General features: G+C 71.5%; 15 protein-coding genes and 1 pseudogene. 6 read left to right on the forward strand and 10 right to left on the reverse strand.

Features of this window, described 5'->3' with window-relative positions:
• Nucleotides 1-10 precede the first annotated feature (10 nt).
• From ACIF6F_RS27950 to zapE, 7 genes are all read right to left on the reverse strand, one after another.
• On the reverse strand, nt 11-754 hold the full coding sequence (locus ACIF6F_RS27950) for a peptidyl-tRNA hydrolase (RefSeq protein WP_399952408.1): 744 nt from the start codon (nt 752-754) through the stop codon (nt 11-13).
• Nucleotides 755-811: 57 nt separating this feature from the next.
• The gene (locus ACIF6F_RS27955) at nt 812-1,774 is read right to left on the reverse strand and encodes a polysaccharide deacetylase family protein (protein ID WP_399952411.1); all 963 of its coding nucleotides are present in this window, start codon (nt 1,772-1,774) and stop codon (nt 812-814) included.
• A gap of 17 nt (nt 1,775-1,791) precedes the next feature.
• Nucleotides 1,792-2,730 (reverse strand): PPK2 family polyphosphate kinase, encoded by a 939-nt coding sequence (locus tag ACIF6F_RS27960; RefSeq protein WP_399952415.1) that lies wholly within the window; start codon nt 2,728-2,730, stop codon nt 1,792-1,794.
• A 236-nt stretch (nt 2,731-2,966) separates the two neighbouring features.
• Nucleotides 2,967-3,305, reverse strand: coding sequence for a hypothetical protein (locus ACIF6F_RS27965; protein WP_399952419.1), 339 nt, complete (start codon nt 3,303-3,305; stop codon nt 2,967-2,969).
• A 266-nt stretch (nt 3,306-3,571) separates the two neighbouring features.
• Nucleotides 3,572-4,981 (reverse strand): alkaline phosphatase PhoX, encoded by a 1,410-nt coding sequence (locus ACIF6F_RS27970; RefSeq protein ID WP_399952423.1) that lies wholly within the window; start codon nt 4,979-4,981, stop codon nt 3,572-3,574.
• 200 nt (nt 4,982-5,181) lie between these two features.
• On the reverse strand, nt 5,182-5,610 hold the full coding sequence (locus ACIF6F_RS27975; protein ID WP_399952426.1) for an OsmC family peroxiredoxin: 429 nt from the start codon (nt 5,608-5,610) through the stop codon (nt 5,182-5,184).
• Between the two features lie 88 nt (nt 5,611-5,698).
• A complete protein-coding gene (zapE, locus tag ACIF6F_RS27980; protein WP_399952429.1) occupies nt 5,699-6,829 on the reverse strand; it encodes a cell division protein ZapE in 1,131 nt (376 codons plus the stop codon).
• Between zapE and ACIF6F_RS27985 the strand changes: the two genes are divergently transcribed.
• The 4 genes from ACIF6F_RS27985 to msrB all read left to right on the forward strand — a co-directional run bounded on the left by ACIF6F_RS27985 (nt 6,828) and on the right by msrB (nt 10,181).
• Complete coding sequence (locus tag ACIF6F_RS27985) at nt 6,828-7,688, forward strand: pyrimidine reductase family protein (RefSeq protein ID WP_399952433.1); 861 nt, start codon at nt 6,828-6,830, stop codon at nt 7,686-7,688. The two genes, zapE and ACIF6F_RS27985, sit on opposite strands and share 2 nt — an antisense overlap.
• A 125-nt stretch (nt 7,689-7,813) precedes the next feature.
• Entirely contained in the window at nt 7,814-8,281 is a 468-nt protein-coding gene (locus tag ACIF6F_RS27990) for an indole-3-glycerol phosphate synthase (protein WP_399952436.1), read from the forward strand.
• 66 nt (nt 8,282-8,347) lie between these two features.
• On the forward strand, nt 8,348-9,754 hold the full coding sequence (murC, locus tag ACIF6F_RS27995; RefSeq protein ID WP_399952438.1) for a UDP-N-acetylmuramate--L-alanine ligase: 1,407 nt from the start codon (nt 8,348-8,350) through the stop codon (nt 9,752-9,754).
• 13 nt (nt 9,755-9,767) lie between these two features.
• Entirely contained in the window at nt 9,768-10,181 is a 414-nt protein-coding gene (gene msrB / locus ACIF6F_RS28000; protein WP_399952441.1) for a peptide-methionine (R)-S-oxide reductase MsrB, read from the forward strand.
• Between the two features lie 147 nt (nt 10,182-10,328).
• On the opposite strand, the gene ACIF6F_RS28005 is transcribed toward msrB, so the two are convergent.
• The 3 genes from ACIF6F_RS28005 to ACIF6F_RS28015 all read right to left on the reverse strand — a co-directional run bounded on the left by ACIF6F_RS28005 (nt 10,329) and on the right by ACIF6F_RS28015 (nt 17,118).
• Nucleotides 10,329-10,556 carry a hypothetical protein gene (locus ACIF6F_RS28005; RefSeq protein WP_399952444.1) on the reverse strand — a complete coding sequence of 76 codons (228 nt, stop codon included), beginning with the start codon at nt 10,554-10,556 and terminating at the stop codon, nt 10,329-10,331.
• 44 nt (nt 10,557-10,600) lie between these two features.
• Nucleotides 10,601-10,780 carry a hypothetical protein gene (locus tag ACIF6F_RS28010; protein ID WP_399952447.1) on the reverse strand — a complete coding sequence of 60 codons (180 nt, stop codon included), beginning with the start codon at nt 10,778-10,780 and terminating at the stop codon, nt 10,601-10,603.
• 95 nt (nt 10,781-10,875) lie between these two features.
• Entirely contained in the window at nt 10,876-17,118 is a 6,243-nt protein-coding gene (locus ACIF6F_RS28015; protein ID WP_399952450.1) for a DNRLRE domain-containing protein, read from the reverse strand.
• A gap of 791 nt (nt 17,119-17,909) precedes the next feature.
• Here ACIF6F_RS28015 and ACIF6F_RS28020 point away from each other — a divergent pair.
• Nucleotides 17,910-19,163: a cation:proton antiporter gene (locus ACIF6F_RS28020; RefSeq protein WP_399952453.1), complete on the forward strand. Its 1,254-nt coding sequence runs from the start codon at nt 17,910-17,912 to the stop codon at nt 19,161-19,163.
• 356 nt (nt 19,164-19,519) lie between these two features.
• Nucleotides 19,520-21,063 (forward strand): annotated as a pseudogene (locus tag ACIF6F_RS28025) (alanine/glycine:cation symporter family protein).
• Nucleotides 21,064-21,078: the final 15 nt, after the last annotated feature.

The following is a 21,078-nucleotide window of genomic DNA, read 5'->3' on the forward strand; positions in this document are numbered from 1 at the left end:
GGGGGCCGTCCTACGGGCGTCCCGCGCCCGGCAGCGCGGGGTGCTCGGCCACCACCGTGCAGGAGCCGGGCGCGATCTCCGTGAACCCGGCGTCCCTGACCACCGGCAGCCCGGACTCCGTCAGCGCGGCCCAGCGCTCCTCGGGCGCGGTCCGGACGGCCAGCGGGAACCCGGCCTCCCGCCAGGCCCGGCGCTCCGCGCCGCCCAGCGCCCACCAGGCCAGCTGCGCGCCGTGCCCGGCCTGGGCCATCGCCTTGCCCGCGGACATGTCGAGGCCCGGGTTGAGCCACAGCACCGGGGTGCCCGGCGCGGGTGCGGCGGGCGGGGCCGGGTCGTCGAGATCCGTGCCGGAGACCTGGAGCTTGACCAGCTCCTTCGGCCAGCCGTCCAGCGGCACCGGCGGGAAGACCCGCACCTGTGACACGTCACCGTGCACGGTGATGCCCGGCAGGGTCTCGGCCTTGCGCCACTCCGCGCCGCGCGCCCGCCGCACCACCTTGCGGATCCGCGCGTCCTGCCAGTCCCGCACCGCCCGGGCCCACTCGCCCTCGCCGTGCGCCCGCTCGTCGGTGAGCAGCACCAGCACCGCGCGGGCCGCCGTCTCCAGCGCGTCGGTGCGGGCCGGCGGCTCGGCCTTCTCGATGCGGACCACCAGCGGCAGGACGAACTGGGGCGCCTCGTCCCGGGCGGAGGCGGGGCGGAAGGGGCTGTCGGCGCCGACCGCCGGGGGCTGGGTGGTGTGCTGGCTGCTCATCCCACCCAGTCTGCCAGGCCGTGTTGCGGGGCCCGGCCGGCCCGTCGTCCCGGCGGGCTACCTGCCGACCAGGTCGGAGACCTTGACGAAGCGGTAGCCGCGGGCGCGCAGCTCCGGCACGATCCGCCGGATCGCGGCCTCGGTGACGGGTGCCGCGCTGCGGGTGCAGTGCATGACGACCACCGAGCCCGGCCGCACGCCGCCGATGACCTGCTCGGCGACCGCCCCCGGGTCCTTGGCGAAGGCGTCGCCGCTCACCACGTCCCACTGCACGGCCGTGACGCCGGCGACGGACAGGGCGCGGAGCGCGTCGTCGTCGTAGCAGCCGCCGGGGAAGCGGAAGTACGGGACGGTGTTGCGGGCGCCGGCCCTGCGGAAGGCCTCGAAGGCGCGGTCCACGTCCGCGCGGGCGGCGGCCGTGTCGAGGGCGGGCAGCCCGTAGCACGGCTCCTTGAAGGCGTAGTGGCTGTACGAGTGGTTCGCGATCTCGAAGAGCGGGTCCGTGCCGATCGATCTGGCCTGGTCCGGGTACTCCTCCGCCCACCGGCCGGTCATGAAGACCGTCGAGGGCACCTTGAGGCGGCGCAGGGCCGCGATCAGCGGCGGGTTGTCGAAGCGCTCGCCGCCGCGGGCGCGCGGGCCCTGGTCGGCCGTCATGTCGGCGTCGAAGGTGAGGGCCACGACCTTGTCGGTGGTGTTCACGGCGCGGGCGAAGACCGGGGTCAGGCCGCCCGGTCCAGGGGCCAGGGTCGGCGCCTTGCCGGGGGCGGGGGCCGCGGGGGCCTGGGCCGGGTGCGAACCCGCCGGCCGGGGCGCACGGGAGGCACCGGCCGTGGGGCGCCCGGGCGAGGGCTGCGCGGGGGCCGCGGCGGACGGGGTGGCCGCGGCGGCGGCCCGGCCGGCGGAGGGGGCTCCGGTACCCGGGGCCCCGGTGCCGGAGGAACCGGTGCCGCCCCCGCATCCCGCGAGGGCGGCACTGAGAGCGGCGACGGCCGCTACTTTTCGTACAGAAAAGGTCACGCACGCAAAATATATGACTATGTGGCAAGCAGACGCCTGCGGCACTCCTCGATGTCGAAGTCGCCCGGGGGATACTGCGGGTGCAGCTCCTCCAGATGCTCCAGCAGCAGCGAGCTGATCGCCCAGTTGCGGTACCACTTGCGGTCCGCCGGTACGAGGTACCAGGGCGCCGCATCCGTTCCGCACCGCTCCAGCGCCAGCTCGTACGCCTTCTGGTACGCCGGCCACAGGGCCCGCTCGTCGATGTCGCCCGTGTTGAACTTCCAGTGCTTCTCGGGGTTGTCGAGGCGCTCCAGCAGCCGGGCGCGCTGCTCCTCGTACCCGATGTGCAGGAACACCTTGACCACCGTGACCCCGTCCTCGGCGAGGGTCTCCTCGAAGCGGTTGATCTGGTCGTACCGGCGCTCCAGCTGGGCGCGCGGCACCAGCTTGCGGACGCGGCCGATGAGCACGTCCTCGTAGTGGGACCGGTCGAAGATGCCGATCTCGCCCGGCGCGGGCAGGGCCCGGGCGATCCGCCACAGGAAGGGGTGGCCGCGCTCCTCCTCGGTCGGCGCCTTGAAGGCCTTGATGCGGCAGCCGGAGGGGTTGAACTGGCCGATCACGTGCTTGACCGTGCCGCCCTTGCCGGAGGTGTCCATGCCCTGGAGGACCAGCAGCAGGCGGCGCCGGTCGCCCGCGGTGCTCGCCGCGTACAGCCGCTCCTGCAGTCCGGCCAGCCGCTCGCCGAGCAGTGCGGTGGCGGCGGTGCCGGCGGCCTTGTCCTTGGGGCCGACGGGGATGCCCGCCGGATCGAAGGCGGCCAGCTCCACGGCCTTCCCGGGCTTCAGCCGCAAGGCCTCTCGGACGGGCCCCGCGCCCTTTTCGCCCCCCGCCCGCCCGCCGCTCCCGGCGCCCTTCCCCGCCGCGGCCTTCCGGCCCTGACCCCGCTTCCCGCCCGTGTCCTTCGTGCCCACGGCACACCCCTTCCCGCCACCCGTACGGTCCCTGCGATCGTACGATCCTCTGCCCCGGGGCCCGGAACCGCGACTCGGGGACGCGAACCAGAACGGGCGGGCGCGGCGCGCGGTCCGAAGAACACCCCCCCTGGTGCCGCCACGTGTCGCCGGCCCCCTGCGCCTGCGGCGCAGGGGGCCGGCGCAGGGCCGGCCTTCACCCCCGCCGGCCACGGCCGGAGTCCGCTCACGTCACATCAGCGAAACGACTGCTGGTTGTTGGTGCTGGCACCAGGGCTGTTGACGTTGCTCGCCGTGTTGATGTTGTTGTAGGCGTTGAGGCAGGAACCGGCGGCGTTCTGGACGGTGGAGAAGGTGACCTGGGTCGCAGTGACGCCGTCGGGAAGGGCGTCCAGGAAGAACAGGGGTTCCGTCGCCTCCGCACCACCGGCGTTACTGACCACGATCTCGTAGGTGCCCGGCTGGCCGGCGGCAAACTCACCCACGGTGGTCTTGGTCATGACCGGAACGGACTGTGCGTACGCCACACCTGAGCCCGCCGCGACGGGCAGCAGCATGCCCGCGAACGTCGCCATGCTCAGACCGATGGACCTGCGCTTTCCACTCGTATCCTGCTCCTAGCCTGGGCCCTGGTCTCTGACCGGGTGATCGAATTGGCTGTCGAGCCTGAGCACGGCGGCACCGGCGGATGGACACTCCACCTCCTCCGAAATCACCTGATTGCTCTTGTTTCCCGTGGGGCGGGAGGGCCTGCCACGGACCGAACCGCTCGGGCCGTGTGCTGGTTGTCCGGCCCCGGCGGACGTGGATGCGGGCCGTGACCTGGGCCTGAGGGCACGCCTCAGGCCCAGGGGCCGGTGACGGCGAAGGTGGTGCCGGGGTCGTAGCAGTTGACGTACATCGTGGTGCCGTCCGGGGAGAAGGTGACGCCCGAGAACTCGCCGTAGGCCGGCTGCGCCGCGGTGCCGGTGTTCTGGGCGTTGCGGGCCACCGGGAAGACCGTGCCGGAGGGGGTCAGGGCGTACACGTGCTGGGCGCCGTCGCCGTCCTCGCAGACCATGAGCCGGCCGCCCGGTGCCAGGCAGATGTTGTCCGGGGACTCTCCGGGCAGCGCGGTGTCGGCGGCCGGCCCGAAGACCACGACCAGCGTCAGGGAGCGGTGCTCGGGGTCGTACCGCCACACCTGGCCGGAGTGGTCGGCCGCGGAGCCCTCGCGGCTGCGGGCGAAGCTGGAGACGAAGTGGACGTACCGGCCGGTGCGGTGGCAGCCTTCCAGCTTCTGCGCGTGGGTGATGCCGCGGGGCCCGAAGTCCTGGAGCCGGACCGGTGTCCGGCGGGCCCCCGGGTCGGGTACGGTCACCCACTCCACGCGGTCGAAGCGGGTGCCCGGCTCCGCGACGGCCGACAGGTCGGGCACGCCCGGCACGCGCAGGGCCTGGAGGAGCCCGCCGGCGCGCAGCGAGCCGGTGCCGCCGCCGGGGCGGTGGGGGAGGAAGCGGTAGAAGAGCCCGAAGGGCCGCTCGAAGGCGTCTTCCGTCTCGTACACGATGCCGGTGCGCGGGTCGACGGCGACCGCCTCGTGCTGGAAGCGGCCGAGTGCGGTCAGCGGGACGGCGCCGGTGCGGTGCGGGTCGGCGGGGTCGACCTCGAAGACGAAGCCGTGGTCCTCCTCGTAGCCGTTGGTGCCGGCGAGGTCCTCGTTCTCCTCGCAGGTCAGCCAGGTGCCCCAGGGGGTGGGGCCGCCCGAGCAGTTGTACGCCGTGCCGGCGATGCCCACCCGCTCGCCCGTGACGGCGCCGCCCGGGCCGAGGTCCAGCACCGTGCAGCCGCCCCGGCCGCCGCGGTCGTACACCAGACCGGGGACGTGCGGGACGGGGAACTTGGCGGTGGGCTTGTTCTCGTGGTTGCGCACCAGGCGCAGCCCGCCGCCCGGAGCGGCGAAGGCGCCCATGCCGTCGCAGTGCGAGGGCACCGGGCCCTCGCCGGAGCGCATCGGGGTACCGGTGCGGGAGAGCACGGTGTAGCGGAAGCCGGCCGGGAGGTCGAGCAGGCCCCGCGGGTCGGGCACCAGCGGGCCGTAGCCGGTGTCGGCGCGGACGGCTGGGCCGGCCGCCGCGTTCGCGGTCCTGCCCGCGCCCGCGGGCGCGCCGTGCGACGCCGCGCCCGGCGCGCCCCCGAGGAGTTCGGCGACGGCTCCGGCGAAGGCGATGGCCCCCGCTCCGGTGAGGATCTGGCGTCGGGTCGCTTCCACGGGCAACTCCCGGCGGGTGGAGGGGAGGAATGACCCGGAAGTGGTACCACGCGAACGGCGCGCGGCGGTTCACCCGGGGCGATCCCGTCCCGGAAGTCGCCCCGGAAGTGTGGCCGGTCGGACCAGCCGGCGACCGCCGGCCGCCGTCGGCGGCGGGCTGCCGCCTGCCGCCGACAGCCGGCCGCCGCCGGGTCCGCCCGTCAGACCAGCTTGGCGTCGAGCGTGATCGTCGTACCCGTCAGCGCCTGGCTGACCGGGCAGTTCTTCTTGGCGTCCTCGGCCGCGGCGGCGAAGGCGTCCGCGTCGATGCCGGGCACCTCGCCCTCGACGGTCAGGTGGATGCCGGTGATGCCCTGGCCCGGCACGAAGGTGGCGGCCGCCTTCGTGGTCAGCTTCGTGGGCGGCGTACCGCCCTTGGCCAGGATGTTGGAGAAGGCCATGTTGTAGCAGGCGGAGTGCGCGGCGCTGAGCAGTTCCTCCGGGCTGGTCCGGCCGTTCGCCTCCTCGTCGGTGCGGGCGGGCCAGGAGACCGGGTAGGTGCCGAGGCCCGAGGAGTCGAGCGAGACTTCGCCCTTGCCCTTGAGCAGATCGCCTTCCCAGACGGCGTGTGCGTGACGCGTGGCGGCCATGGTGCTTGCATCCCTTCAGGCAGACAAGGCTGTACGGCCGGGGCCATTCGGTCCCGGCCGGGCCAAACCTACTGGGATCGCGGCCGCTTTACGGGGAGACGAGCCCCTTCGCGTCGCGCGCCAGCGCGGTGAGCCGGGATATGGCCCGGAAGTACTTCTTGCGGTACCCGCCGGCCAGCATCTCCTCGCTGAACAGGCGGTCGAACGGCACGCCCGAGGCCAGTACGGGTATCTCGCGGTCGTAGAGCCGGTCCGCCAGCACCACCAGGCGCAGCGCGGTCGACTGGTCGGGCACCGGCCGGACGTCGGTGAGGCAGACCGCGGCTATGTCCTCGGTGAGCGCGCCGTACCGGCTGGGGTGCACCCGCGCGAGGTGCTCCAGCAGGTGCGGGAAGTCGTCGAGGCTCGCGCCCTCGGTCGCGTACGCCGCCTTGGCGACCTGCTCGTCGGAGTACGGGGCGGGCGCCTCCGGCAGACCGCGGTGGCGGTAGTCCTCGCCGTCGATGCGCAGCGGCCGGAAGTGGGCCGACAGCCCCTGGATCTCGCGCAGGAAGTCCGCGGCGGCGAACCGGCCCTCGCCCAGCTTGCCCGGCAGGGTGTTCGAGGTCGCGGCCAGCGCCACGCCCGCCTCGACCAGCTTGCCGAGCAGGGTGGAGACCAGCACCGTGTCGCCCGGGTCGTCGAGCTCGAACTCGTCGATGCAGAGGAGCCGGTGCTCGCTGAGCGTGCGCACGGTCTGCTGGAAGCCGAGCGCGCCGACCAGGTTCGTCAGCTCGACGAAGGTGCCGAAGGCCTTGTACTCCGGGGCGGCCGGGGTGGCGTGCCACAGGGAGGCCAGCAGGTGCGTCTTGCCGACGCCGTAGCCGCCGTCGAGGTAGACGCCGCGGGGGCCGGTGGGGGCGGCGGGCTTGCGGGCGAACCAGCGCCGCTTGCCGCCGCCGGAGGCGTGCGCCCCGCCCAGACCGGCGGCGAAGGCGTCGAGCACGGTGACGGCCTGCGCCTGGCTGGGCTGGTTCTGGTCCGGGTTGTACGTCGAGAAGCGCACGGAGTCGAACCGCGGCGGCGGCACCATCTCGGCGACCAGCCGCTCGGCGGGCACGTGCGGCTCGCGGGCGCAGAGTGACTGCGGGCCCGCCTCGGCTATCTGACTCCGCCCGGTCGCGGAGAGGGAGGTCGACACAGCACTCAACTCTACGGGGCGTGACACACTGCACCGCATGCGACGCCTGTTCCCTGTGACCGATCAGACAGCCGAGACCAGCGACCGGGAGTGGGGGCTCGACGAGCTGGCGGACGCCTACGCGTACCCCGTACTGGCGGGCGGCGCCGCCGCGGGAGCCCCGGGCACGGGCGCGGCTCCGAGCACGGCGCCGGCCGCGGGGGCCCCGGCCGCGGGGGCCCTTCCGGGCGCGCCCGCGCACTGGCTGCGGGCCAACATGGTCTCCAGCCTGGACGGCGCCGCCCAGCACGACGGCCGCTCCCAGCCCATCTCCAGTGACACCGACATGCGGGTCTTCGGGATGCTGCGGGCCCTCGCGGACGTGGTGGTCGTCGGGGCGGAAACGGTTCGGCTGGAGGGGTACCGGCCCGCGCGCGCCCGGGAGGCCTTCGCCGGCCGCAGGGCCGCCGCCGGCCAGGGCCCGGCCCCGGCCATCGCGGTGATCAGCGCGAGCCTGCAGCTGGACTTCGCGCTCCCCCTGTTCACCTCGCCGCTGGTGCCCACCCTGGTGCTGACCGGCGCCGCGGCACCGGCCGACCGGGTGGCCGAGGCCCGCAAGGCGGGGGCCGAGGTGCTGTTCGCCGGGGACGGTGCGGCGGTGGACCCGGCCCGCGCGGTGGCCGTCCTGGCGGAGCGCGGGCTGCGGCGCCAGCTGACCGAGGGCGGTCCCCGGCTGCTGGGCCAGTTCGTGGCCGCCGGCGTACTGGACGAGCTGTGCCTGACCGTGTCCCCGACGCTCACGGCGGGTGACGCCCAGCGGATCGCGTCGGGCCCGTCCGTCGCCGTACCGCACCGCCTCGAACTCGCCGCCCTGCTGGAGGAGGCCGGGTTCCTTTTCACCCGCTACCGTCGGATCTGAGCGAGATCGGAATTTGTCGTTCCGCTTAGCTTCGGCTGGGCACACTTACCTGCGCAGCCCCGTGCCACAGCGGGGCAGGATGGTTTCCGCAGGGGCCGCCACGGCCCATGAAGGAGAGGGCGTCCGTGTTCACGAGCGTTTTGATGATCGAGAAGCCTCTGACACCCGTAGACGTGGACTTCGTCACCACCCTGCACGGAGACGACCCGGTCTCGTTCGTCGTGCTCATGCAGCCCCGGGGCGACCAGGACCGGCTGCTGCGCGCCATCGACGACGTCGCCCTCGGAGAGCTGCCGGAGGCCATCAAGGAGGGCGACGAGCCCGAGGGCGACCAGGCCAGGGGCCCGGCCGAGAAGGCCCTCGCGCACTCGCTCCAGGCCCTGCGGGACAAGGGCAGCGAGGCCGTCGGGCAGATCGTCGAGGACCATCCGCTGGACAAGCTGCAGTCCGTGGTCGAGGAGACCGGCGCCGACGAGGTGATCGTCCTGACCGCACCGCACTTCGTGGAGGAGTTCTTCCACCGCGACTGGGCCTCCCGGGCACGCCACAAGGTCGGCGTTCCGGTGCTCAAGCTCTTCGCGCACAACGAATAAGCTGGCGGGCGGCGCCCCGCGCCGACCCGTACCGCACCGCACGCACCGCACCTGGGGAGATCCCGTATGACGCCGCCCGGCCTGCCGACCGCCATGGAACGGCCCCACTTCATCGGCATCGGCGGCGCCGGCATGTCCGGCATCGCGAAGATCCTCGCCCAGCGCGGCGCCACGGTGGCCGGCAGCGACGCCAAGGAGTCCGCGACCGCCGAGGCGCTGCGCGCCCTGGGCGCCACGGTCCACATCGGGCACGCCGCCGGCCACCTCGCCCCCGACGCCACCTGCGTCGTCGTCTCCAGCGCCATCCGCGCCGACAACCCGGAGCTGGCCCGCGCCGCCGAGCTCGGCATCCCCGTGGTGCACCGCTCCGACGCGCTGGCCTCCCTGATGGACGGGCTGCGCGCGATCGCCGTCGCCGGTACGCACGGCAAGACCACGACCACCTCGATGCTGGCCGTCTCCCTCGGCGCGCTGGGCCTGGACCCCTCGTACGCCATCGGCGGCGACCTCGACGCGCCCGGCTCCAACGCCCAGCACGGCGAGGGCGACATCTTCGTGGCCGAGGCGGACGAGAGCGACCGCAGCTTCCACAAGTACGACCCGCACGTGGCGATCATCCTCAACGCCGAGCTGGACCACCACGCGAACTACGCCTCGATGGAGGAGATCTACGCCTCCTTCGAGACCTTCGTCGGCAAGGTCGTCCCGGGCGGCACCCTGGTCGTCTCCGCCGACCAGCCGGGCGCCGTCGAGATCGCCGGCCGGGTCTCCGGCACCAAGGGCCTGACCGTGGTCACGTACGGCGAGTCCGAGACGGCCGACGTACGGATCACCGACGTCACCCCCCGCGGCCTGACCAGCGACGTCACCGTGGTCCTGGACGGCCGTCCGCTGACCTTCACGGTCTCCGTCCCCGGCCGGCACTACGCGCACAACGCCGTCGCCGCCCTCGCCGCGGGCATCGCCCTCGGCATCCCGGCCGACGGCCTTGCCTCCGCGCTCGGCAAGTACACCGGCGTCAAGCGCCGCCTCCAGCTCAAGGGCGAGGCGGCGGGCGTCCAGGTCATCGACTCGTACGCGCACCACCCCACGGAGATGGCCGCCGACCTGGAGGCCATCCGCGGCGCCGCCGGCGACTCCCGCATCCTGGTGGTCTTCCAGCCGCACCTCTTCTCCCGCACCCAGGAACTGGGCAAGGAGATGGGCCAGGCCCTCGCCCTCGCCGACTCCTCCGTGGTCCTGGACATCTACCCCGCCCGCGAGGACCCGGTCCCGGGCGTCACCAGCGACCTGATCATCGACGCCGCACGCGCCGCGGGCGCCGACGTGACCGCCCAGCACGACAAGAACGGCGTGCCGGAGGTCATCGCGGGAATGGCGAAGCCGGGCGACCTCGTTCTCACCATGGGTGCGGGCGATGTGACCGACCTGGGGCCGGCCATCCTGGACGGCCTGGCCCGCCTGGCGAACTGAGGGAGCGCACGTCATGCCGTACGAGGTGGAGAAGCCGGACGAGCAGTGGCAGGCCGAGCTCACCCCGTCCGAATACCAGGTGCTGCGGCTGGGCGGCACGGAGCCGGCCTTCCGCGGTGAGTACACGGACACGAAGACGGCCGGCGTCTACGCCTGCCGGGCCTGCGGGGCGGAGCTCTTCCGATCCACGGAGAAGTTCGAGTCCCACTGCGGCTGGCCGTCCTTCTACGATGCACGCAACTCGGACGCGGTAGAACTGTTGGCCGACACATCACACGGAATGGTCCGTACGGAGGTCCGCTGCGCCCGCTGCGGCTCCCACCTGGGCCACGTCTTCGAGGGCGAGGGCTACCCCACCCCCACAGACCAGCGGTACTGCATCAACTCGATCTCCCTCCGGCTGAACCCGGAGTCCGACCAGGCCTGACCGGTCTGGCCATCGCGATCGGCTGCCTGGTCCGGGACGGGCTGGGCGGCCGGCGCGCCGCTGTTCCACCGATGAGGCCGCCGAGCCGCCCCGCTGCGAGCGGCCCGGGTAGCCCTCGGCTGTGGCCGAGGGCGCGGGCGCTGTTGCTCAGGCGCGGTGGCCGGCGAAGAGTTCCAGGTGGGCGCAGGTGGGGCAGCGGAAGGCATCGATGCGCCAGGTGGGCCTGCCCATGCGCTTGGCGCCGCCGAACATGCCGCGTTCGAGGACGCCCTGGATCCAGCGGGCGTAGCCCCGGGAGTGCTGGCCGGCGTCTTCGACGAAGCCGGGTTCCAGGCCCACGGTGCCGCAGTTGGTGCAGCGGAAGGTGTTGTCCACGCCCGCGAGTGTAGGTGCGGGCCGGTCTGCGTCGGGGGGCTGGTTCACGAGGTCTTCGCCGCCTTGCGCTGGAAGTACCAGGCGAGGGCGAAGCTGCCGGTGGCGGTCCAGAACAGGGGCGCGCCGAAGGCGCGGTCGAACGCCGTGGTGAAGACGATGCCGAGGGCGGCTTGGAGGGTGGCCAGGAGGGCGAAGGTGGTGGCTGCGCGCTGGTGGACGGGCATGGCGGGGCTCCGGGGGATGAGGATGCGGCCGGGGAACGAAGGGCTCGTTCCCCGGCCGCGGTTACGGGTTCACCTCAGGCAGGGTGCTGCTGGGGTCAGCAGCCGCCGCGCCAGGGGTAGGCGTACCTGCCGAAGGAGTACCGCGGGATCCACCACTTGGTGTACACGCTGGCTCCGACGTTGATGTGCAGGCACTGTCCTCGTGCGGCCGCCCATTGGGCGATGAACTGGATGGACGCTCCGATGATGGTGATCAGAGCGGCCAGCACGCCCAGGACGGGTGCCGCGGGCGGGAAGAGGAACGCCAGGAGGCCGAGGACGGCTCCGGCGATGGTGTAGGTCACCCAGCCGTAGCTGCCGATGCGGTACGTCCAGCGCTTGTTCGCCACGATCTTGAGGGAGACGCCGCCGACACCGGTGCCCCAGTTCGGGCCCCAGTAGGAGGCGGAGATGCGGCCCCACGAGTAGTACTTGGTCTTCGAGCGGCTGAAGCGGCCGTCGAGGTCGGTGCAGTTGACCGGGTCGCCCGAGCAGTACTCGTAGGCGTTGGAGTTGCCGCCGTAGACCGGGTCGATGGACAGGAAGCGTCCGGTGCCCGGGTTGTACAGGCGCACGCCCATGAGGATCGTGTTGGTGACCGTCTCGGCGGAGCGCTGGTTCTGGCCGAGCCAGCCGTAGCGGGCCTCGGCCTGGCCGACGCGGGCCTGGCCGTACTCGTCGTTGTCGAGCGCGACCGGGGCGACGGCGGTGTCGAGCGGCAGCTGGAGGGCCACGTCGCCGTGGATGTTCGCCAGCTGCAGCACGGTCTGGCCGGTCTTGCCGGTGATGGCGCCGAGCGGGCCGCCGAGGGACTCCACCATGCGGCTGACGGTGCCGGTGGTGTTCTCGGTGATCCAGCGCGGGGTGTCGCCGTCGCCGTCGAAGTGGTTCACCTTCGACTGGGTCTGGGTCCAGGTCGAGCCGCTGCCGGTCTCCACGGTCCAGGAGCGGATGCGGTGGGCCGCGTCCAGGTTCCAGGTCTGGCGGGAGCCGTTGGCGGTCTGCTGGCGGACCAGGTCGTTGGTGTAGTAGCCGACGGTCGCGCCGCCCGGCAGGGCGGTGGTGCGGCCGAAGGCGTCGTAGGTGTAGCCGCTGTTGGTGATGCGGTCACCGCTGTCGAAGGTGTTGCTGGTGGCGGTGCCGCCGGTGGTCGGGCAGTCGGCGCCGGGGGTGCCGGTCGCGGTGGTGAGCCCGGTGCGGTTGGCACGGCTGTCGAAGGTGTAGGTGCGCAGGGTGCACACCGTCTCCGAGGTGTCGGCCACCTGGGTCAGGCGGCCGGCGGTGTCGTAGCTGTACTCCTGGTCCGACCAGCCGGAGTGGCGGGAGACCTGGCCCATGCCGGTGCGCGCGACGGAGTCGCTGTAGACGGCGGCGCCGTCGGAGTCGCGGGTGTAGGCCCGCAGGGTGACCTCGCCGCCCGCGTCGCGGACCTGCTTCATGGTGTAGCCGCCCGGGAGCGACTCGCCGGCGACGTCGCCGTCCGCGGTGTAGGTCGCGCCGAACGCGCCCGCCACGGAGTCGGTCACCTTGGTGGCCAGACCACGCGGTTCGGCGGTGTGGTCGTAGGTGTACGTCACCGAGGACGGAACCGAGTCGCTGACCTTGGTCGGGCGGTTGAGGCTGTCGTACTCGGAGGTGGTGGTGCCACCGTCGGCGTCGGTGTACGAGATCTGGCGGCCCAGCTTGTCGTAGACCCGCGTGATCGTGCCGGCGGTCGGCGAGGTGGTCTTGACGACCTTGCCGGTCTCCGGGTCGTACTCGGTGGTGGCGTCCGGCATGGCCGTCCCCAGACCACCGGTGGTCTGGGAGGAGACCGGGCGGCCGGCGTTGTCGTACGTGATGGTCACCGTGCGGGTCTGGCCGTTGGCGGTGTCCGTGGTCTTCGCGGTGCTTCCGAAGAAGTCGTACTCGAAGGTGGTGGTGGGCAGCTGGGCCGGCTGGGTGCCGGCGACGGTGCCGCCCGGGGCCACCTGGCAGAGCTGGTCCGCCCACTCGGGGCGGCCCTGGCAGGCGCCGGTGCCGGTGGCCGACCAGTAGGTCGACACGCGGGTGGTGGCACTGGTGGCGGTGGCGCCGGGCAGGATCTGCTGGGCGACGCGGCCTTCGGCGTCGTACTCGGTGACGGTGGTCAGTGCCTTGCCGGTGGCGTCCTCGACGGACTTCGTCGGCAGGCCCTTGATCCAGTCGAGCTCGGTCTTGGCGACCTTCTGGTCACCCTGGACGGTCGGGTGCTCGCGCACCTGGACGCCCGACGTGCTCGTGGTGAGCTGGCCCTCGACCTTGGCGGAGCCGTCCGTGGGGCGGCCCTCGTCGTAGGCGTTGACCAGCCACGGGCGGGCCGTGACCGAGGTGCCGGCGGCCACCAGCTGGGTGCCGCCGGAGCTCAGCGCGCGGGCCAGGTCGACCCGGCGCAGCGGCTGGAGCTCCTCCATCAGGCGGGAGCCGTCGGTGCTGTAGACCGAGCGCAGCGACAGCAGCTCGGCGCGCTCGGCGCTGGGCAGGCCGGCGATGCCGAGGTCGGCCAGCTGCGCCTGGTCGGCCGGGGTGAGGCCGAGGGCGCGGGCGCGGTTGCCGGCAGAGAGCTGGCGGACCGTGTTGCCGTAGCGGTCGTACTCGATGGTGCTGATGTGGCCGCCGGGCTGGGCGGTGTTCACCGGCTGGCCGGAGGCACCCAGGTAGTGGATGCTGGCCCGCTGGTAGTCGCCGGCGCCCAGACCCGAGCCGGTGTTCGCAGCGGGGACGGAGTCGGCGGGGAACACGGCGGTGGCGTCGGTCGGAGGACCGGTCTGGCCCCAGGCCTTCACGTCGGCCGCGCCCATCTTGTACGGGGCGGTGGTGCCGGTCAGCGGCACGTCGTAGACGATGCTGGTGGTGGCGGTGCCGTTGGTCTGGGTCGCGCTGCCCGGGGTAAGGGTGGCGCGCTCGGCCTTGAGCAGCATGCCCTCACCGGCGGTGGCGGAGTTGCCCGCCTTGCCGTAGGTGAAGTTCCACGGCAGCTCGGTGCTCGGAGCCAGCGAGTTCACGCGGCCGGCCGCGTCGTAGGAGTACTGCGTCTGCGTGCCCTGCGACAGCTGCGGGTTCCACTGCTGGCGCAGCTTGCCGCCCGCGTCGTAGCGGTACGTGGCGACCGCCTTCGACGTGGCCGCGGTGGCGCCAGGCTCGGTGGACCAGAGCTTGATCTCCTTGACCTGGCCCGCGAAGTCACCGAAGTCGGCGGCCGTCGAGTAGCCGGTGGCGGTGGTCGCGGTCGCGTAGACGAACTCCAGCACGCGGCAGCCGCGGGTGGTGGAGTCGGCCTCACAGGTCGTGCCGTTGACCGCGGAGGTCGGCGCGATGATCTTCTTCGGCCGGACCGCGGGCTTGCCGGCGACGGTGGTGTTCTCCCACACCGTGGTGGTGGTGGAGTTCGTCAGACCGTCGATGTAGACGGTCGAGGCGCGCCAGGCCTGGGGCGAGGTGCCCGGGACCGGGACGAAGGTGGTGACGCGGCCCTCGCCGTCGCGCAGCGTGAAGTTGCCGGTGAACGAGCCGGTGAGGGTGTAGTCGGACAACCAGGCCTCGGGGATCCAGCCGGTCTTGTCCTTGTTCGCGGTGAAGTGGTACCGCGTGTCGTCGCCGATGACGGAGATGCTCAGCGAGGTGTCGGAGGTCTTGACCAGACCGCCGTACGGGGAGCTGACCTGGCTGCCGGAGGCGCCGTACAGCCACTCCTTGCCGAAGATCGCGGCCTGGCCACCGTCGGCGCCCATGAGCTTCGACGCGGCCTGCGGGTCGCGGGAGGAAGCGGTGCGCACGACGGACATGCCGAACGCGGCGGCGTCCTTGCCGGAAAGAGTGTAGTCACCGGTCAGCAGGTTGAGGGAGCCGGGGCCCACCTCGGTGCCGGCGGCGTCGTCACCGTCGCGGTTGACGACGACCTCGAGCGGCTGGGTGGCGCCGGTCGCGGAGTTCGGGCCGGTGAAGTCGGCCTTGATCTGCACGGTGCCGTCGGGGTTGACGGTGTCGGTGGCGTTCCACACCAGCGGGGCGTTCTTGCCCGCGGTCAGGTTCACCGGCCACGCCGTCAGGGCCGTGCCGCCGGCCGTCACGTCGCCGGCCGGGATCTGCACCCAAGGGTCGGCCTCGGAACGGCGCCAGGAGAAGGACACCTTGTCGTACTTGCTGCCGTCGGCCTCGGCGACCAGCGGCAGGCGACGCGCGGTGCGCGTGCCGCTGTTCGGCTCGACGAAGCCGCCCGGGCCGGCGTGGAAGGTGTAGCCGAGGGGCTCGGACTTGTTGTCGGCCTTGTCCACCGAGCGCACCTGGAGGGTGTGCGTGCCGTCCTTCGGCGGGGTGACGGTGATGGCCTTGGCGGCGGAGGATCCGCCGGTGGCGACCTTCGTCCAGGTCACGCCGTCCAGTGACCACTCAAGCCAGTTGTGGTCGGCCGCGGGCGGGGTGACGGTGAAGACACCCGGCTGCCCCTGGCCCTTGACCCAGGAGGTCGAGGGGTAGTCCGTGGAGGTGATGCCCGCGGGCGCGGACGGGGCGGAGGTGTCGACCGTGAAGGTCTTCCACTCCGACCAGCCCAGGTTGTAGTGCGTGCCGTCGTACGGGCTGCTGCGGAACTGGTACGTCTTGCCGTTGGTCAGCACGCCGGCCGGTACGACGACCGGGGCGGGCTGGCCGGACGGGACGAACGCCGAGCGCAGGACGGCGCCGACCTGGGTGTTGGTGGCGGTGTCGAAGATCTGGTACGCGCCCTGGATCGTGTCACCGTTGGGGTCGACGAACGTGTCGCGCAGCGTGGGCGTCACGCTGTTGACCACGTAGGCGCCGTTGTAGGAGAAGAACGGCGCGCCGGCCTCCTGCTTGGTGCCGGTGCGCGGACGGTAGTTGTAGGTGACCGTCAGCTTCGGCACGTTCGTGGCGGCGTTGGCGGAGTTGACCCGCTTCCACTGCCCCGTGATGGTCTCGTCCGCCGCGCGCAGGCCCATGTTGGACTTGGCAGCCTTGGCCGACGCCCACTCCTGCACCATCGTCGTGACGTTGGCGTTGATCCAGCCGTCCGGCTGCGTCGAGCAGGAGGAGTTGCCCCTGGTCTCGGAGGAGGTGGCCTTCTTCGCGATCCACGACGGCTGGGCCGTCCACCGCGAGGAGGTGGTCGCCGCGCCGGTGGACCACACGTCCCACGGCTGATTGGGGCAGGAGGTGCCGGTGTAGTTGCCGGAGTGGAAGTTCCACAGCGACAGCTTGGCGTCCATCACCAGTGCGTCGGCGATCGGCGCGGTGTTCCAGGAGATGAAGGAACGCGCGGTGCGGTAGGTGCCGTCGGCGTTCTTCGTGCCCGGGTTGCCCAGGTCCAGCTCGGTGTCGGTGGACCAGTCCACCGTCTCGCCCTGCTGCACGTAGGTGTCGAAGACGTTCGACAGGGACGAGGTCGAGGGGTCGACCGTGACCGGGTACTTCGTCTTGGGGTCCGCGAGGAACTTCGCGTCCGGGGTGACGACCAGGTCGATGGAGGAGCCCTTCCGGACCACCTTCATGTCGACCTTCACCCGGCGGGTGTGCTCGCCCGAGACCGGGTCCACGGTGGCGTCCCACATCACGGGAGCGGGCATCACCGCGGTCTTCTTGGACTTCTTGTCCGTGAAGAGGACGCTGCCGTCGGCCTGCTGCGTGGCCTTCAGGCCCTTGGCCTTCAGCGGAAGCGTGTACGAGAAGCCGGCTGCGGAGGGCCGCTTCTTGAGCTCCACGAACTGCTCGAAGCCGGTACGGGTCGCCTCGACGACCACGTCCGCGCCGGGCACGGCCTCGGGGTAGGTGGCCTTCGTGCCCTCCAGCACCGGGGCGGGCAGACCGCCCTTCCACTGCAGGGTGATCTGCTGGTCGCCCTCACCGAGGGTGACCAGGTCGACGGCCTTGTCCGCCTGAGCGGCGGCCAGGGACGCGGCGCGCTTGCCCGACTGGCCGGCCAGCTTCAGCCCGTGCGGGTGCGCCTTGGGCTCCACCACCCCGTTCGAGCCGGCCACCAGGTCCAGGTCCACATCGCGCCACTGGCCGCTGTCGTCCCGGTACCGGGACGCCCCGGCGGTGATCTCCGTGGTGAGCGAGCCGTCCTTGTTCACCCACGTGGTGGACGTCTCGGTGCGCTCCGACAGCGCCTCGACCCGCTTGCCCGACAGGCGGGCGGCGACGCGGGCGGACGCGATGTCGGCGGCCTGCGTGGCATACGTCTTCGGTGCCGCGGCGGGCTTGGCACCACGGTCCAGGCTCGCGGCGAACGCCGCGCTGGTGCCGTCCAGCAAGGTGACGGCCATGGCCAGGGCAATGGAACCGGCTATATACCGGCTGCTCCCCCCGGACCAAGGCCGTTCACGCCACTTGGGCGCGAACGATTGAACCCTCATTGATTCCTCGGTCTCTCAAAAACAACACCACAAGGCAGTGGTGCAGAACCGGAAATCTATAGGCAGGTGAATTGGACATAAAGGAGAACCGTGACGCAAGTGATCATGACGGTTCCATAATCTGGAGTGACCTTTATCACTTGCCTGGTGATGCTTACCCCGCACGAAGAGAGTGGCCCCAACTGGCGGCCGTACGGGAGGAAGCGTGCAGGTGAACGCGGTAGTCCGCGAGGCTCGACCACGTGGGCGAAGGTCTGGAAATTCTCCGGAGACGGCGCAGTCGGCATCGAGAAAGCTCATCAATAGAGCGCCAAAGAGGTGTTGATTCCAAGATGCGCGAAAGAATGAAGAGGGCGCGCGGAAGGTGAGCCCCGGAGAAATTCTGAGCCGGCATCGAGGGTGCGGCTGGGACTCCTTGGGAGGTTAGCCGAATGCGAGGCAAGCCCTTACGTGAGCCGTCGGCAAAATAGTCGCCCCCGTCTTGCCGACGGTCGGCAACGGGTGTGCGTGCGGGGAGTGGCCACCGTACGTGCCCCACCCGTCGGGGCGCGGTGCAGTCCTCCGGCAGTGTTCGGCCCGGCAGACTGCCGTCAGGATCCCGTCAAGGTCCCGTAAGGGACGTATAAAGTGACCCGCGGTGTGCCGGGAAGCCTGGTCGGCGAGCAGGGGACAACTCTCTTCGCAGAACGGGGCGTACCGCCATGGTGCTGGTTGCGGTCTTCGGTGTGGCACTACTGGTCGCGGTCCTGCTCTCAGGGCTCGCCGCCCGGACCGTCCTGTCCACCTCGCTGCTGTTCCTGCTCGGTGGAGCGCTGGTCAGCGACGGCTTCCTCGGGCTGATTCACATCAGCGCCGACAGCGGGATCGTCGCTGTCACCGCCGATCTGGCCCTGTTCGCGGTCCTGTTCACCGACGGCATGCACGTCTCCTTCCCCAAGCTGCGGCGCAACTGGAAGAACCCGGCCCGGGCGCTCGGGCTGGGGATGCCGCTTGCCATGGCCGGCATGGCGGTCGTCACCCACTTCCTCGTCGGACTCGACTGGACCACCTCCTTCCTCGTCGGTGCGGTACTCGCCCCGACGGACCCGGTGTTCGCCTCCGCGATCGTGGGCCGCCGCGAAGTCCCGGCCAAGCTCCGGCAGCTGCTGAACGTCGAGAGCGGGATCAACGACGGGCTGGCCCTGCCGGTCGTGCTGATCCTCATCGCGGCGGCCGGCCCCGCATCCGAGGGCGCCGAAGCGTCCATCGGGCTGATCGCGATGGAGCTGGCCCTGGGGCTGGTCTTCGGTGTCGCGCTCCCGCTCGCGGTCGCCGCCCTGGCGCGGTTGCGGTTGCTGGGGGCCGAGCCCAAGCTCCAGCCACTGCTGCCGCTCGCCACCGGCGTCATCCTGTACGGGCTGTGCCACCTCACGCACGCCAACCCCTACCTCGCCGCCTTCTCCGCAGGGGCGGTGCTCGCCTCGGTGTCCCCCGAGGCCAAGGCGGTGTTCGAGCCGCTCGGTGAAGCGGTGGCGGAGCTGGCGAAGTTCGCCGCACTGCTGGTCTTCGGCGCCCTGCTGACCCCGCGGCTCTTCGGTGACCTGCCGGTGGGCGGCTACGCGGCCGTGATCCTGGCCATCGTCCTGATCCGCCCGGCGTCGCTCCTGCTGTCGCTGCTGGGTACGCGGATCAGCCGCCGCGAGAAGCTCGTCGCCGCCTGGTTCGGACCCAAGGGGTTCGCCTCGGTCGTCTACGGCCTGCTGGTGCTCCAGGCGGGCATCCCCCAGGGCGAGAGCGCGTACACCCTGATCGCGGTCTGCATCGCCTTCTCGATCGTCGCGCACAGCAGCACCGACGTACCGATCGCCCGCCTCTTCCGGGTCGACCCCGAGGCGCTGGCGGAGGCGCCCGTGGACGGGGACGTATCCCCTTCCACGGTTCCCGTCGGCCCGCAGAGGCAGGCTGCCCGTCCGTGAGCATCGGGATGGCCGGGCGCGGGTTGTTCGCTCAGGGGAACCTCAGATCCGCATAACGATCAGATCACCGCATCTGCCGAAACGGCATATCTTGCACCGCTATGTGAGGTGCATCACTAAAGATCTCGTAAAGACCGTGCTAGGAATACGCCACTCCGCCCCGGCACCACCCCTCGCCGGTCTGTGGAGTGTCGGCACGCACCGGCCGCACCACCAGCACGACCAGGCGCCCCCTCCCGAGTCCGCGGAACCGGTGGCGCCCCGGGTCGCCGATCGGACAACGGCGTTCGCTCAAAGCCCGCACTTTCACACCGGCCCTCCGCACGGGACCGGTCTGCGCATCGAGGTTTTGCCACATGTCACTCGACTCCTTCACCACCTCCGTCGACGAGGCGGTCAGCGGATTCTTCGAGCCCATCGCCACCTGGCTCGGCGAGGTCGTCTTCTACTCCGTCCCCGTGGGCGGCACGCAACTCCCGTTGATCGTCGCCTGGCTGGTCGTCGCCGGTCTGGTCTTCACCGCCTGGTTCGGGGGCGTGCAGATACGCAAGTTCAAGCTCGCGGTGAACGTCGTGCGCGGCAAGTACGACGAGAAGGGGTCGGCCGGCGAGGTCAACCACTTCCAGGCGCTGACCGCCGCCGTCTCCGGCACCGTCGGCCTGGGCAACATCGCCGGTGTCGCGGTCGCCGTGTCCATCGGCGGCCCCGGCGCGACTTCTGGATGATCCTCTGCGGCCTGCTCGGCATGGCCACGAAGTTCGTCGAGGTGACCCTCGGTGTGAAGTACCGCGAGGTGCACGCCGACGGATCCGTCTCCGGCGGCCCGATGCACTACCTGCCCAAGGGCCTCACCGAGCGCTTCGGCGCCCGCGGTAAGACCCTCGGCAAGGTCCTGGCCGTCCTGGCCTCCGCGTTCGTGCTGTTCTTCGGCCTCTTCGGCGGCAACCTCTTCCAGGTCAACCAGTCCTACGCCCAGCTGGTCTCCGTCACCGGCGGCGAGTCCGGCATGCTCGGCTCCTCGGCCGGCGCGCTGTTCTTCGGCATCCTGATCGCCGCCCTGGTCGGCATCGTGCTGCTCGGCGGCATCCGCTCCATCGCCTCCGTCACCAGCAAGCTCGTCCCCGCCATGGCCGGCATCTACATCGCCGCCTGCCTCGTCGTCATCGCCGTCAACGTCTCCGCGGTGCCGTCCGCGATCTCCACGATCATCGAGGGCGCCTTCAATCCGCAGGGCGTCGCCGGTGGTGTCCTGGGCGCGCTGATCATCGGCTTCAAGCGGGCCGCGTTCTCCAACGAGGCAGGTCTCGGCTCCGCCCCGATCGCCCACTCCGCGGTCAAGACCAAGCACCCCGCCAGTGAGGGCCTGGTCGCCCTGCTGGAGCCGTTCATCGACACCGTGATCATCTGCACCATGACCGCGCTGACGATCGTGATCGCCAACCCGGCCAGCTACGCCGAGGTCCGCAAGGGCGGCGACTCCATCGGCGGCGTGACGATCACCTCCGACGCCTTCGCCACCGTCCTGCCCTGGTTCCCGTACATCCTGACCATCGCGGTCATGCTGTTCGCCATCTCCACGGTGCTGACCTGGGGCTACTACTGCATGAAGGCCTGGACGCACCTGTTCGGCCGCAGCAAGGCCAGCGAGGTCACCTTCAAGGTCATGTACACCCTCGTCGCCGTGGCCGGCTCCCTGCTGACCCTGCCGACCCTGATCGACATGGCCGACGCGGTGCTCTTCATGCTCGCCGTCATCAACATCATCGGCCTCTACCTGCTGGCCCCCGTCGTCAAGCGGGAGCTGAACAACTTCCTCGACTTCGTCCGCCGCCGCGACGCCGGCCTCGACACGGACGCCGACGAGGACGAAGACCAGGAGCCGGTGAAGACCACCGTCTGACCGTCCCCCCGGCGG

Origin of the sequence: Streptomyces sp. NPDC086023, from assembly GCF_044540325.1 — a bacterium.
Classification (GTDB): Bacteria; Actinomycetota; Actinomycetes; order Streptomycetales; family Streptomycetaceae; genus Streptomyces.